This is a genomic window from Streptomyces triculaminicus, assembly GCF_017349075.1.
GTDB classification, from domain to species: Bacteria; Actinomycetota; Actinomycetes; order Streptomycetales; family Streptomycetaceae; genus Streptomyces; species Streptomyces triculaminicus.
The window spans coordinates 649,510-662,983 of record NZ_JAFMOF010000001.1; the positions used below are offsets into that span (position 1 = coordinate 649,510).

9 protein-coding genes are annotated in these 13,474 nt (G+C 73.5%); 7 read left to right on the forward strand and 2 right to left on the reverse strand.

Translation table 11 applies throughout. The features are described 5' to 3' along the window. Window positions 1-76: 76 nt before the first annotated feature. The gene (locus J1792_RS02990) at window positions 77-2,107 is read right to left on the reverse strand and encodes an MDR family MFS transporter (RefSeq protein ID WP_207246623.1); all 2,031 of its coding nucleotides are present in this window, start codon (window positions 2,105-2,107) and stop codon (window positions 77-79) included. 217 nt (window positions 2,108-2,324) lie between these two features. Here J1792_RS02990 and J1792_RS02995 point away from each other — a divergent pair, with 217 nt between their 5' ends. The 5 genes from J1792_RS02995 to J1792_RS03015 all read left to right on the forward strand — a co-directional run bounded on the left by J1792_RS02995 (window position 2,325) and on the right by J1792_RS03015 (window position 7,032). Next, on the forward strand, window positions 2,325-3,368 hold the full coding sequence (locus J1792_RS02995; protein ID WP_086569528.1) for an energy-coupling factor ABC transporter permease: 1,044 nt from the start codon (window positions 2,325-2,327) through the stop codon (window positions 3,366-3,368). A 1-nt stretch (window position 3,369) separates the two neighbouring features. Next, window positions 3,370-4,134, forward strand: coding sequence for a cobalt ECF transporter T component CbiQ (cbiQ, locus tag J1792_RS03000; protein WP_086569530.1), 765 nt, complete (start codon window positions 3,370-3,372; stop codon window positions 4,132-4,134). Then, complete coding sequence (locus J1792_RS03005) at window positions 4,131-4,892, forward strand: energy-coupling factor ABC transporter ATP-binding protein (protein ID WP_179198877.1); 762 nt, start codon at window positions 4,131-4,133, stop codon at window positions 4,890-4,892. The genes cbiQ and J1792_RS03005 overlap by 4 nt, the downstream gene beginning before the upstream one ends. A 114-nt stretch (window positions 4,893-5,006) precedes the next feature. Continuing rightward, window positions 5,007-6,179: a serine hydrolase domain-containing protein gene (locus J1792_RS03010; protein WP_307842938.1), complete on the forward strand. Its 1,173-nt coding sequence runs from the start codon at window positions 5,007-5,009 to the stop codon at window positions 6,177-6,179. Between the two features lie 10 nt (window positions 6,180-6,189). Continuing rightward, window positions 6,190-7,032, forward strand: a complete 843-nt coding sequence (locus J1792_RS03015) for an SDR family NAD(P)-dependent oxidoreductase (protein ID WP_207246625.1) — start codon at window positions 6,190-6,192, stop codon at window positions 7,030-7,032. Here the strand turns inward: J1792_RS03015 and J1792_RS03020 are convergent. After that, entirely contained in the window at window positions 6,981-10,250 is a 3,270-nt protein-coding gene (locus J1792_RS03020; protein WP_207246626.1) for a S41 family peptidase, read from the reverse strand. The genes J1792_RS03015 and J1792_RS03020 overlap by 52 nt on opposite strands. 148 nt (window positions 10,251-10,398) lie before the next feature. On the opposite strand from J1792_RS03020, the gene J1792_RS03025 reads away from it, so the two are divergent. Together J1792_RS03025 and J1792_RS03030 are read left to right on the forward strand one after the other, a co-directional pair. Further along, a complete protein-coding gene (locus tag J1792_RS03025; RefSeq protein WP_086571937.1) occupies window positions 10,399-10,998 on the forward strand; it encodes a TetR/AcrR family transcriptional regulator in 600 nt (199 codons plus the stop codon). 130 nt (window positions 10,999-11,128) lie between these two features. After that, window positions 11,129-13,366 carry an MMPL family transporter gene (locus tag J1792_RS03030; protein ID WP_207246627.1) on the forward strand — a complete coding sequence of 746 codons (2,238 nt, stop codon included), beginning with the start codon at window positions 11,129-11,131 and terminating at the stop codon, window positions 13,364-13,366. Window positions 13,367-13,474: the final 108 nt, after the last annotated feature.

Here is a 13,474-nt window from a genome sequence, read left to right on the forward strand (position 1 = left end):
GGAGTGCGCCGAAAAAGGCCGCATACACCGCAGAGGTGATGAATTCACCCGCCCGGCCCTGATGCTTGCCGACCCCTCACACGCCCGTCCGGTCCCGCGCGTGCTCGTCCTCCTCCAGCAGCCGTTCCGCGAGGCTGTCCAGGGCGCGGTCCATGCGCGCCCGGTCCTCCGGGTCGGCGAGGTCCCAGTCGTCGAGGTGGTCGGCGAGCCATGAGCGCCAGGCCGCGCCCAGCCGGTCGAGTTCCGCCTCGCCGGCGGGCGTCAGGAGCAGCCGGTCGCCGTCCACGCGCGCGTACCCGGCGGCGGCCGTCCGGGCGAAGGCCGGCTCCAGCACCTCCGGCGGCATCCGGTGGGCCGTCGCCACCGACGCGAGGCTCGCCTCGCCGCGCACGCGCAGCCGCCAGTGGATCTGGCCGAGGGTCCACGCCTCGACCGGGCCGAGCCGGCTGCCGGACGACTCGAGGACCTGCAGGCTGACCGGCCCGTCCTTGGCCGCGCGCATCACACCGGCCACCGCGCGCTCCAGCTGCCGGTCGGCCTCGGCCGAGTCCGGCGCGGCGAACGCCTCCCCCATGTCCGAGGCGCCCGCCCGCGCGCTGTCGCGCAGCGGCACCTCCTTGAGGAACCAGGCCACGACGAAGCCGAGCAGCGCGACCGGCACGACCCACCGGAAGACGTAGTCCACGGTCGCCGCGTAGGCGTCGATCACCGGCGCGGCCAGGTCGGGCGGGAGCGCCCGCAGGTCCTGGGGGCTCAGGACGGCCGAGACGGGCACCCCGGGCGCCCGGCCGAGCGCGTCCAGCAGGTTGGGCTCGAGCCGGCCGCTGTAGAGGGTGCCGAAGACGGCCGTGCCGAAGGAGCTGCCGAGGGTGCGGAAGAAGGTGACGCCGGAGGTGGCCGTGCCCAGTTCGCGGTACGCGACCGTGTTCTGCACGGCGATGGTCAGCACCTGCATGGCCAGGCCGATGCCGAGCCCGAGGACGAGCATGTACAGCGACTCCAGCCACACGCCCGTGGTCCGGCCCATCGTGGACATCAGATACAGGCCGAGGGCGGTGACGGCCATTCCGGAGACCGGGAACCAGCGGTAGCGGCCGGTGCGGCTGACGACCGTGCCGGAGAGCATCGAGGTGCCCAGCAGTCCGGCGACCAGCGGCAGGGTCCGTACGCCCGACATGGTGGCGGAGACCCCGTCGACGTACTGCAGGTAGGTCGGCAGGTAGGTCATCGCCCCGAGCAGCGCGAAGCCGACGATGAAGCTGAGGATGGAGCAGACGGTGAAGACGGGGTTGCGGAAGAGGTGCATGGGGAGCATGGGCTCCTTCGCCCGGAGCTCCACGAGGACGAAGGCGGCGAGCAGCAGCACCGCGCCCACGAGCAGCCCGGTGATCACCGACGAGCCCCAGGCGTACTCGTTCCCGCCCCACTCCAGGGCCAGGACCAGCCCCGAGGAGCCGAGGGCGACGAGCACGATGCCCGCGTAGTCGACGACCGGGCGGACGGCCGAGCGGACGACCGGGATGGTCCGGGCGGCCATGACGACCATGACGATCGCCACGGGGACGTTGACGTAGAAGCACCAGCGCCAGGTGGCGTGGTCGGTGAAGACGCCGCCGAGGGTCGGCCCGACGACGGTGGTCACGCCGAAGACGGCGCCGAGGGCCCCCTGGTACTTGCCGCGCTCGCGCAGCGGGATGACGTCCGCGATCAGCGCCATGGCCGTGACCATCAGCCCGCCCCCGCCGACGCCCTGCACGGCGCGGGCGGCGATCAGCATGGGCATGGAGGTCGCGGCGCCCGCGAAGACCGAGCCGCCGACGAAGACGACCGCGCTGACCTGGAAGACCACCTTGCGGCCGAACAGGTCGCCGAACTTGCCGACCAGGACCGTGGAGACCGTCTCGGCCAGCAGGTAGGCCGTCACCACCCAGGCCATGTGCCCGCCGCCGCCCAGGTCCGCGACGATCGTGGGCAGCGCGGTCGAGACGATCGTCTGGTCGAGGGCGGCGAGCAGCATGCCGAGCACGATCGTGACGAAGACGAGGTTGGTGCGGCGGCGGCCGAGCGCCGGGGGTGCGGGCGGGGCGGTTGCGGTGGCCGTGGTCATCGTGACGTACCTCCCGTGCCCAGCATTCGGTCAGCCGCCCGGCCGCGCCACCTCTGGCGGGCGCGGGGCCGAGCCAGGGGCGCGCAGTCGCGTGTCGCACGCTCTTGCCACTTGTTCGCAGCTGCCCCCTATCATCGAGCGCTCACGACGAGCGGTTCACGCGAGGAGTGGAAACGCCTGGACCAGTGACGAAAGCGCAAACGGACGGAGCACCGCCATGCACGTACCCGACGGGTTCATCAATGCCCCCGTCTCCCTGGCCGCCGGTGCCGTCGCCGCCACGGCCGTCGCGGTCAGCCTGCGCGGGGCGCGGCGGGAGCTCGACGAGCGGACGGCCCCGCTGGCCGGGCTCGTGGCCGCGTTCGTCTTCGCCGTCCAGATGCTGAACTTCCCCGTCGCCGCCGGCACCAGCGGGCATCTGCTGGGCGGCGCGCTGGCGGCGATCCTCGTCGGCCCCTATACCGGCGTCCTCTGTATATCCGTGGTGCTGCTGATGCAGGGCGTGCTGTTCGCGGACGGCGGTCTCACCGCGCTCGGCGTGAACGTCTGCGACATGGCCGTCGTCACGACGGTCGTCGCCTACGCCCTCTTCCGGCTGCTGGCGACCGTGCTGCCGCGGCGGCGCTCCTCGGTGACCGCCGCCGCGTTCGTGGCCGCGCTGGTGTCCGTACCGGCCGCGGCCGGGGCCTTCACCCTCCTGTACGCGCTGGGCGGCACGACGGACGTGCCGATCGGCAAGGTGTTCACGGCCATGGTCGGCGTGCACGTCCTCATCGGCCTCGGCGAGGCGGCGATCACCGCGCTGACCGTGGGCGCGGTCGTGGCCGTGCGGCCCGACCTGGTGTACGGCGCGCGCGGGCTGGCCAAGCCGCTCGAGCTGCGCAGGGCCGACGGAACGGTGATCGAGCCCGTGATCTCGCCCGTCGCCCCGCGCCCGGTCCGCCGCCTCGCGCTCGTCGGCCTCCTCGCCGCCCTCGCCCTCGCCGGCTTCGTCAGCTACTACGCCTCCACCAGCCCCGACGGCCTGGAGAAGGTCGCCCACGACAAGGGCATCGACAGCAAGGCCGAGGAGCACGCCGCCAAGGACTCGCCGCTGGCGGACTACCAGGTCAAGGACGTCGGCGACGCGCGGATCTCCGGCGGCCTGGCCGGCGTGATCGGCGTGGGGGCGACGCTGGCGGTGGGCACGGGCGTGTTCCTGACCGTCCGCCGGCGCCGCTCCCGGGCCGCGGCCGCCCCGGCGGGATCCGAGGCCGTCTGACATGGGAGCGGGTCACGCCCACAAGCTCTACCGGCACGCGCGCTCGCCCGTGCACGCCCTGCCGCCGCACTGCAAGATCGCGGCCGTCTTCTGCTTCGTACTCGTCGTGGTCGCCACCCCGCGCGAGGCGCTGTGGGCCTTCGGGCTGTACGCGCTGCTGCTGGCCGTCGTCACGGCCGCGGCCCGCGTCCCGGCGGCCTTCCTGCTGCGCCGGCTGCTGATCGAGGTGCCGTTCGTGGCCTTCGCCGTGCTGCTGCCGTTCGTGGCCCAGGGCGAGCGGGTGACGGTCTGGGGACTGTCGCTCAGCGAGTCCGGCCTGTGGGGCGCCTGGAACATCCTCGCCAAGGGGACGCTGGGCGTCGCCGCGTCGGTGCTGCTGGCCTCGACGACCGAGCTGCGCGCGCTGCTGCTGGGGCTGCAGCGGCTGCGGATGCCCCCGCTGCTGGTCCAGATCGCGTCCTTCATGATCCGCTACGGCGACGTGGTCACGGACGAGATGCGCCGCATGCGCATCGCCCGCGAGTCCCGCGGCTTCACCGCGCGCGGCGTACGCCACTGGAAGGTGCTGGCCACCTCGGCGGGGGCGCTGTTCATCCGCTCCTACGAGCGCGGCGAGCGCGTCCACCTGGCCATGGTGAGCCGGGGCTACACGGGCACGATGCCCGTGATCGACGAGGTGACGGCGACGCGTGCGCAGTGGACGTACGCCGCCGCGCTGCCGCTGGCCGCGCTGGCGGTCTGCCTGACCGGATGGATGCTGACATGACCCCTGCCACGCCCCCCTCGCTCGAGGTCTCCGGCCTCGCCTTCGCCTACCCCGACGGCCACCAGGCCCTCTTCGGCGTCGAGCTGTCCGTCGGGCGCGGCGAGCGCGTCGCCCTGCTCGGGCCCAACGGCGCCGGCAAGACCACGCTCGTCCTCCACCTCAACGGCATCCTCGGCGGCGGCGCGGGCTCGGTGCGGGTGGCCGGGCTGCCCGTGGACAAGCGCCACCTCGCCGAGATCCGCCGCCGCGTCGGCATCGTCTTCCAGGACCCCGACGACCAGCTCTTCATGCCCACCGTGCGCGAGGACGTGGCCTTCGGCCCGGCGGCGGCCGGGCTGCGCGGGGCGGAGCTGGCCGCCTGCGTGGACCGGGCGCTGGCCCGGGTCGGCATGTCCGGCTACGCCGACCGGCCCCCGCACCACCTCTCCTTCGGCCAGCGGCGGCGGGTGGCCGTGGCCACCGTCCTGGCCATGGAGCCGGAGATCCTCGTCCTCGACGAGCCGTCCTCCAACCTCGACCCGGCCTCCCGCCGGGAGCTCGCCGACATCCTGCGCTCCCTGGACGTCACCGTGCTGATGGTCACCCACGACCTGCCGTACGCCCTGGAGCTGTGCGAGCGTTCGGTGGTGCTCAGCGACGGCGTCATCGCCGCGGACGGCCCCACGCGGGAGCTTTTGTGCGACGAGGAGCTGATGGCCGCGCACCGGCTGGAGCTGCCGTTCGGCTTCGACCCGCGCTCGGTGGCCCTGCGGGGCTGAGCCCGCCCGAGGCCCCCGGTCCACGGGCCCGGCCGGTCACGATGCACCATGGTGGATGGATTTGTTGTGATCGGCACGTGGAAGCGGGAAACAGTGGCGGACGGGGACGTGGACGTGGACGTCCAGGGCACGGTGGCGGACGGTTTCGAACCGGTCCGGGACGCCTTCGCCGACAACTTCGCCCGGCGCGGTGAGCGCGGCGCGGCCCTGACCGTCTACCGGGACGGGCGCAGGGTCGTCGACCTGTGGGGCGGCGCGCGCGACGCCGACGGGGGCACGGAGCCGTGGCGGCGCGGCACCGCGCAGGTCGTCCGCTCCGCCACCAAGGGCGTGGCCGCCGCGGTCCTGCTCGTGCTGCACCAGCGCGGGCAGGTCGACCTGGACGCCCCGGTGGGCACGTACTGGCCGGAGTTCAAGGCGAACGGCAAGGACCGCGTCCTCGTGCGGCACCTGCTCGCGCACCGCGCCGGGCTGCCCGTGCTGGACACCCCGCTCACCCCCGCCCAGGCCGTCGACGGCGTCAGCGGGCCGCGGGCCGTCGCCGCACAGGCCCCGGCCTGGGAGCCGGGCACCGACCACGGCTACCACGCGCAGACGTACAGCTGGCTGCTCGGCGAGCTGGTGCTGCGGGTGACCGGGCGGAGCATCGGCGCGTGGGTGGCGGAGGAGATATCCGGCCCGCTGGGCCTGGACCTGTGGATCGGCCTGCCGGACGCCGAACGCGCCCGGGTGGGCCGCGTCGCCCCCGTCACGGCCCCGGCCGCCCCCGCCTCCGCCGGCCTGCGCGTACGCCCCAAGACGTCGGTCGCCGACGCCTACCGCGACCCGGCGTCGCTGACGCACCGGGCGTTCGCCGCGATCGAGCCGCCCGCCGACGAGAACGACCCCGCCTACCGCGCCGCCGAGCTGCCCGCCTCGGCGGGCATCGCCACGGCCGACGCGCTGGCCCGCTTCTACGCCTCGCTCATCGGCGTGGTGGACGGCGGCCGGCGCCTGTTCGCCCCCGCCACGCTGACCATGGCCCGCACGGAGGAGTCGGCGGGCCCTGACCGCGTCCTGGTCGTGAACACCCGCTTCGGCCTCGGATACATGCTCCACGGCCCGGCCTCGCCGCTGCTGGCGCCCGGCTCCTTCGGCCACCCGGGCCGCGGCGGGTCGCTGGCCTTCGCCGACCCCGAGTCGGGGATCGCGTTCGGCTACGTCACCAACGGCATGCAGAAGAACGTGACGGCCGACCCGCGCGCCCAGGCCCTGGTGCGGGCGGTTGGCAGGGCGCTGGCGGGGTAGTGCTCGCCGCATGGCGGCGACGGGGCGTTTCGAGGGCCACGCGGTACTGATCACGGGCGCGGGGCGCGGCATCGGGGCGGCCACGGCGCGCCGCTTCGCGTCGGAGGGCGCGGCGGTGCTGCTGACGGACGTGGACGGCGAGCGGGCCGCGAAGGCCGCGGCGGCGCTGCGGACGGACGGGCTGGGGGCCGAGTCGCTGGCGTGCGACGTCGCCGACGACGCCGCGGTCCGGGCGGCGGTGGACCGCGCGGTGGACCGTTTCGGCCGGCTGGACGTCCTGGTCAACAACGCCTTCTCCTGTCAGCCGGACCCGCCGCTGGTGGAGGACTATCCGGACGAGGTCTGGGCCCGGGACCTGGACGTCACGCTGACCGGCGCCCTGCGCTGCGTACGGGCGGCCATGCCGCACCTGGCGGCGGCGGGCGGCCGGGGCTCGGTGGTGAGCGTCGGCTCGGTCAACGGCGAGCAGGACTTCGGCAACCACGCCTACAGCGCGGCCAAGGCGGGCCTGGCGAGCCTGACCCGCACCCTGGCGGGCCAGTGCGCGCCCCGGGGCGTGCGGGTGAACCTGGTGGCGCCGGGCACGGTGCACACGCCCAACTGGGACGGCCGCGAGGAGGCGCTGGAGCGGGCTGCGGCCTTCTACCCGCTGGGGCGGGTGGGGCGGCCGGAGGACGTCGCCGCGGCGGTGGCGTTCCTGGCGTCGCCGGACGCCGCCTGGATCACGGGCGTCACGCTGCCCGTCGACGGCGGGATCCTCATCGGGAACGTGGGGCTGCGGGCCGCCCTGCGGGGGCCGGGTCAGGACCTCGGCGGGAGTTCCGGCCGCCTCAGGTCCGGCACGCCCGAGTAGTCCGGCGGTTCCGTCGCGCCGTGCCGCTCCAGCAGGTCCAGGGCCACGCGCACCGCGTCGTCGAGCTGCTTGTGGCGGCCCTCCGCCCAGTCCAGCGGGGTGCGGTCGACCTCGATGTCGGGTTCGACGCCGTGGTTCTCCACGCTCCAGCCGTACTCGTCGAACCACGCCGCGTTCATCGGCACGGTGATCGAGGTGCCGTCCACGAGCCGGTGGCGGCCCGTCATCCCGACGACGCCGCCCCAGGTGCGCAGGCCGACCACCGGCCCGATGCCCTGCAGCCGGAAGGCCGCGGTGATCATGTCGCCGTCGGAGGACGTCATCTCGTCGGCGATGGCGACGACCGGGCCGCGCGGGGCGTTGGAGGCGTACGACACGGGCTCGGCGTCGCGGGTGAGGTCCCAGCCGATGATGGTGCGGGTGAGCTGCTCCACCACCAGCTCGCTGATGTTGCCGCCGGCGTTGCCGCGGACGTCCACGATCAGCGCCGGCATGGACATCTCCCGGCGCAGGTCGCGGTTGAACTGCGCCCAGCCGGAGCCGCCCATGTCGGGGATGTGGAGGTAGCCGCACCGGCCGCCGCTGACCTCGCGGACCACCGCGCGGCGCTTGGCCACCCAGTCCTGGTAGCGCAGCGGCCGCTCGTCGACCAGCGGCACGACCGCGACCCGGCGTTCGTGCCCCTCGCCCTCGGGGGTGGTGAAGGTCAGCTCGACCGTCGTGCCGCCCGCCGCCGACAGCAGCGGGGACGGGCCGGTGACGGGGTCGACGGGGCGGCCGTCGACGTGGGTGAGCACCGCGCCCTCGCGGATGCCGGAACCGGCCAGCGGGGAGCGGGCCTTGGAGTCGGAGGAGTCGCCGGGCAGGATGCGCCGCACGGCCCACGAGCCGTCCTTGCGGTGGGTGAGGTTGGCGCCGAGCAGGCCGATGGCGCGCTGGTAGTGCGGCGGGCCCTCGTTGCGGCGGGCGGGGGTGACGTAGGCGTGGGAGGTGCCCAGCTCGCCGAGGACCTCGCGCAGCAGGTCGGCGAACTCGTCGGGCGAGGCGACGCGTTCGACCAGCGGACGGTACTGCTCCAGCACCCCGTCCCAGTCGACGCCGCACATGCCCGGCTCCCAGAAGTACGCCCGGATGATCCGGCCCGCCTCGGCGTAGGCCTGCCGCCACTCGGCGGCCGGGTCGACCTCGTGCAGGATGCGCCGCATGTCGATGTAGACGGTCGTGTCGCTGTCCCCGGGGTCCGTGGCGGGCACCGCCCGCAGGTCGCCCTCGTCGTTGAGGACCAGGCGGGTGCCGTCGCCGCTGACCGCGAACCAGTCCACGGAGGAGGTGAGTTCGGTGCGCTTGGCCTTGACGAGGTCGAAGTGCTCGAGCGTGGGGCGGCCGGAGGTGTCGGTGGGGTTGGCGAAGGTCTCGCCCAGCGCGCCGGAGATGGGCCAGCGCAGCCACACCAGGCCGCCGCCGTGGACGGGGTGGAGGGAGGAGTACTTCGAGGCGGCCACCGGGAAGGGCGTCACCCGGCTCTCGAGCCCCTCCGCCTCCACCGTCACCGCGCCCTCGGTGTCGCCGGCGTCCTCCAGGTCCAGGCCGCCGCCGGCCGGGCGGCCCTCCGTGGAGAGCGCGAAGGGCGAGGGCGTGGCGGAGGAGAGCGGGACGAGGTAGGGGCGGCAGCCCAGCGGGAAGGACAGGTCGCCGGTGTGCACGTCGTAGACCGGGTCGAAGCCGCGCCAGGAGAGGAAGGCGAGGTAGCGGCCGTCGCGGGTGAAGACCGGCTGCTCGTCCTCGAAGCGGCCGTCGGTGACGTCCACGACCGTCCGGTCCGAGAGCCTGCCGACCTTGATCTGCCGCAGCGAGCGCCCGATGCCCGGGTGCGACCAGGTCAGCCAGCCGGAGTCGGGCGAGAAGGCGAGGTCGCGCACGGGCCCGTTGGCGGACCGGACGAGCTCGGTGACCTCGCCGTCCCCTTCGGGGGTGGCGTCGACGAGCAGCAGCCGCCCGTCGTGGGCGGCGACGGCCAGGCGTCCGCCGTCCGGGGCGGCGATCAGCTCGTGCACCCGCCCGATGCGGCCCGCGGCCAGGCGGCGCGGTGCGGAGGGGCCGGCGGCGCGCGGCAGCTGGGCGATCTCGACGGCGTCCTCGCCGTCGGCGTCGGTGACGTAGGCGATGCGGCCGGTCGCCCCCAGCATCTCCGGCAGCCGCACCCGTACGCCCGGGGTGTCGGCGAGGGCGCGGGCGGGGCCGTCGCGGTGGGTCAGCCAGTACAGGCCGCCGCGCACCTGGACGGCGCTGGCGCGGCCCGTACGGTCGACGCTCAGCGACTGGATGTGGCGGGAGGCCTGCACCTGGTACGTGCGCCGCCCGGCGCGCGGCCCGCCGAGGCGGATGCCGAGCCGGCGCGGGGTGCCGTCGGCGGAGAGGTCCTCGGCGAGCCAGACGTCGCCGGCGCACTGGTAGACGACGCGCTCGCCGTCGGTGGAGGCGTGGCGGGCGTAGAAGTCGGCGTGGTCGGTGTGGCGGCGCAGGTCGGAGCCGTCGTGCCGGCAGGAGTAGAGGTTGCCGATGCCCTCGTGGTCGGAGAGGAAGGCGATGCGGTCGCCGACGAACATCACCGAGTCGAGGTGGCCGCCGAGGTCCGGTAGCAGCCGGGTGCCCCCCAGCCACAGCCGGCCTGTCGCGCCGCCCCGGTAGCGCTTCCAGGAGGCGGGCTCGTGCGGGGGCTTGCCGGTGAGGATCAGGGTCTTGTGCTCGCCGCCCACGTCGGCGACGGCGATGTCGGACAGCGGGCCCCAGGGCTGCTTGCCGCCGGGGTCGCCGTCGGTGGGCACCTTGTAGGCCCAGGAGTAGTACGAGAACGGCTGGCCGTGCGAGCTGACGGCGAGGATGTGGGAGACGCCGTTCTCGGGGGGTGTCCAGCCGCAGACCCGGGTGTCGGTGCTGCCCCAGTAGGTGAGCCGGCGGGCCGGGCCGCCGTCGACGGAGGCCAGGTGGATCTCCGGGTCGAGGCTGCGCCAGCTGGTGAAGGCGATGTGCCGCCCGTCGGGGGAGAAGCGCGGGTGCCCGACCCTGGTCCGGTCGACGGTCAGCCGCCAGGCCCGCGCGGCGCCCTCCCCGGCGGCGGGCAGCGGGGCCAGCCAGAGGTCGTCCTCGGCGGCGAAGCAGAGCCGGTCGCCGTGCAGATGGGGGAAGCGGAGGTAGGCGTCGTCGCTCACGCATCCCATGGTTTCGGCGCCCGGGAGCCCCGGCAACTCGGTTCGTGACGGAGAACACCGTCGAAACGATGTCGTTTCGATGAGCCGCCGGACGTCGCGGACGTATCCTCGTATCGGTACGAAACCGTTTCGTACGACTTCTCGTGAGGGGGGCGGCATGTCCACGGAACCACCCAAGCCGGCGGCGCGCCGCACCCGTTTGACCCCCGAGCGCGAGGCCGAGCTCTACGAGGCGGTGCTCGCGCTGCTGCGCGAGGTCGGCTACGACGCCCTGACCATGGACGCCGTGGCCGCGCGTACCCACTCCAGCAAGGCGACCCTCTACCGCCAGTGGAACGGCAAGCCGGAGCTGGTGGCCAAGGCCCTGCGGCACAACAAACCTGGCGGCATCGAGAGCATCGACACCGGTTCGGTGCGCGGTGACTTCCACGCCATGGTGTGCCAGGCCGATACGGAGCAGATGGAGAAGGACACCGCCCTGATGCGCGGGCTCGGCCACTCCGTGCACACCAACCCGGAACTCCACCGGGCGCTGCGCGAGTGGCTGATCGAGCCCGAGCTGGTGTGGCTGGACACCCTGCTCCGGCGCGCGGTCGACCGCGGCGAACTGGCGGCGGACAACCCCGCCATCCCCTTCGTCGCGCACATGATGATCGGCGGCTTCCTGGCCTGTCCGCTCATCGAGGACCGGGTGCCGGACGCCGGCTATCTCTCCCGCTACATCGACGCCGTGATCCTCCCCGCTCTCGGCGTCTGATCCCCCCACTCACACCCACACCCCCACTGAGGCCCCACCTGACGCACCGCTCTCGTCGGGCTGGTTCCGCATTCCAGTTCTCACGTATCCGATTCGTCACGAATCCGACCCGACAGGGAGCACCACACTCGTGGCCACGTTCCTCTACCGACTCGGCCGGCTCGCCTTCCGGCGGCGCTGGTACTTCGCCCTGATATGGGTGTTGCTGCTGGTGCTGGCCGGTGTCGGCGCCGCCACGGCGTCCAAGTCCACCAACAACGACTTCTCGATCCCCGGCACGGAGGCGCAGCAGGCGTTCGACCTGCTGGAGAAGCGTTTCCCCGGAAACACCGAACAGAACGCGAGCGCCCGCGTCGTCTTCAAGGCCCCCGACGGCCAGAAGCTGACGGACGCGAAGAACAAGAAGGCCGTCGAGCGGGTCATCGGTGACCTCCGCAAGAGCTCCCAGGTGGCCGGCGCCGCCGACCCGTTCGAGGGCAAGACCGTCAACAAGGACGAGACCATCGGCTACGCGTCCGCCGCGTACAAGGTCAAGTCCACCGACCTCACCGAGTCCTCGCGCGACGAGCTCAAGGACGCCGCCCGGCGCGGGCGCGACGCCGGGCTGACCGTGGAGGTCGGCGGCAGCGTCCTGCAGCAGATGCCCGAGGGCGGCTCGGAGATCATCGGCATCGCCGTGTCGGCGGTCGTCCTGGTCATCACCTTCGGCTCGCTGATCGCGGCCGGCCTGCCGCTGCTGACCGCCATCATCGGCGTGGGCATCGGCGTCTCCTCGATCGCCGCGCTGGCGCCCGTCCTGGACCTGTCCAGCAACACCTCCACGCTCGCCATGATGATCGGCCTCGCGGTCGGCATCGACTACGCCCTCTTCATCGTCTCCCGCTACCGCGCGGAGCTCGCCGAGGGCCGCGAGCGCGAGGAGGCCGCGGGCCGCGCCGTCGGCACCGCCGGCTCCGCGGTGGTCTTCGCGGGCCTGACGGTCGTCATCGCGCTGGCCGGCCTCGCGGTCGTCAACATCCCGATGCTGACCAAGATGGGCATGGCCGCGGCCGGCACGGTCACCATCGCCGTGCTGATCGCGCTCTCCCTCATCCCCGCGCTGCTGGGCTTCGCGGGCAAGCAGGTCCTCGCCCGCAAGACCCGCAAGGCCAAACCGGACGCGGCCGCCGAGGACAAGCCGAACATGGGCACCCGCTGGGCCCGCCTGGTGCTGCGCCGGCCGGTGCTGGTGCTCGCGGCCGGCGTGCTGGGCCTGGGCGCGATCGCCGTGCCCGCCGCCTCCCTGGAGCTGGGCCTGCCCGACGACGGCGCGGCGTCCAAGAACACCACCCAGCGCAAGGCCTACGACCTGCTGTCCGAGGGCTTCGGCCCGGGCTTCAACGGCCCGCTCATCGGCGTCATGGACCTGTCCGGGGCGAAGGACGCCAAGGGCGCGGCCCAGCGGGTCCACGACACCCTGGAGAAGCTGGACGACGTCGCCACCGTCACCCCGGCCCAGTTCAACAAGGCCGAGGACGCGGCGATGCTCATGGTCGTCCCGAAGTCCAAGCCGACCAGCACCGAGACCGAGGACCTCGTCCACGCCATCCGCGGCGAGAGCGCCTCGCTGAAGTCCGAGACCGGCGCCAAGGTGCTGGTCACGGGCTCGACGGCGATGAACATCGACGTCTCGCAGAAGCTCAACGACGCGCTGCTGCCCTACCTGGCGCTCGTCGTGGGCCTGGCCTTCCTGCTGCTGATGGTCGTCTTCCGCTCCGTGCTGGTGCCGCTGAAGGCCGCGCTGGGCTTCCTGCTGTCGGTCGTCGCCGCGCTCGGCGCCGTCGTCGCGGTCTTCCAGTGGGGCTGGCTGGGCGGCCTCTTCGGGGTCGAGGAGACCGGCCCGATCATGAGCATGATGCCGATCTTCATGGTGGGCGTCGTCTTCGGCCTCGCCATGGACTACGAGGTCTTCCTCGTCACGCGGATGCGCGAGGCCTACGTCCACGGCGAGCGCCCGGACGAGGCCGTCGTGACCGGCTTCCGGCACGGCGCGCGGGTCGTCACCGCGGCCGCCGTCATCATGATGAGCGTGTTCGCCGGCTTCATCGGCTCGTCCGAGCAGATGATCAAGATGATCGGCTTCGGCCTCGCCATCGCCGTCTTCTTCGACGCGTTCGTGGTCCGCATGGCGATCGTGCCGGCGGTGCTGGCCCTGCTGGGCAAGACGGCCTGGTGGCTGCCGCGCTGGCTCTCCAAGGTCCTGCCGAACGTGGACGTCGAGGGCGAGGGGCTGCAGAAGCACCTCGCGCCGGCGGCGCCGGCGGCGGCGTCCGGTGACACCGAAGCCGACCCCGACCTCGACGGGAAGCGCGAGCCGGCCCGCGTCTGACGCGTGATCGTCATGACGTGACAGTCGTGGCATGACAGTTGTGACATGACAGTCGTGGCATGACAGAGGGGCGCACCCTGCTCGGGTGCGCCCCTCGACCGCGACCAG

What these genes read in the sequence shown, in the direction of transcription:
- J1792_RS03005 (WP_179198877.1), top strand. Translation starts at nt 4,131, where the DNA reads ATGACCCCTGCCACGCCCCCCTCGCTCGAGGTCTCCGGCCTCGCCTTC.
- J1792_RS02990 (WP_207246623.1), bottom strand. Translation starts at nt 2,107, where the DNA reads ATGACCACGGCCACCGCAACCGCCCCGCCCGCACCCCCGGCGCTCGGC.
- J1792_RS03015 (WP_207246625.1), top strand. Translation starts at nt 6,190, where the DNA reads ATGGCGGCGACGGGGCGTTTCGAGGGCCACGCGGTACTGATCACGGGC.
- J1792_RS02995 (WP_086569528.1), top strand. Translation starts at nt 2,325, where the DNA reads ATGCACGTACCCGACGGGTTCATCAATGCCCCCGTCTCCCTGGCCGCC.
- cbiQ (WP_086569530.1), top strand. Translation starts at nt 3,370, where the DNA reads ATGGGAGCGGGTCACGCCCACAAGCTCTACCGGCACGCGCGCTCGCCC.
- J1792_RS03020 (WP_207246626.1), bottom strand. Translation starts at nt 10,250, where the DNA reads ATGGGATGCGTGAGCGACGACGCCTACCTCCGCTTCCCCCATCTGCAC.
- J1792_RS03025 (WP_086571937.1), top strand. Translation starts at nt 10,399, where the DNA reads ATGTCCACGGAACCACCCAAGCCGGCGGCGCGCCGCACCCGTTTGACC.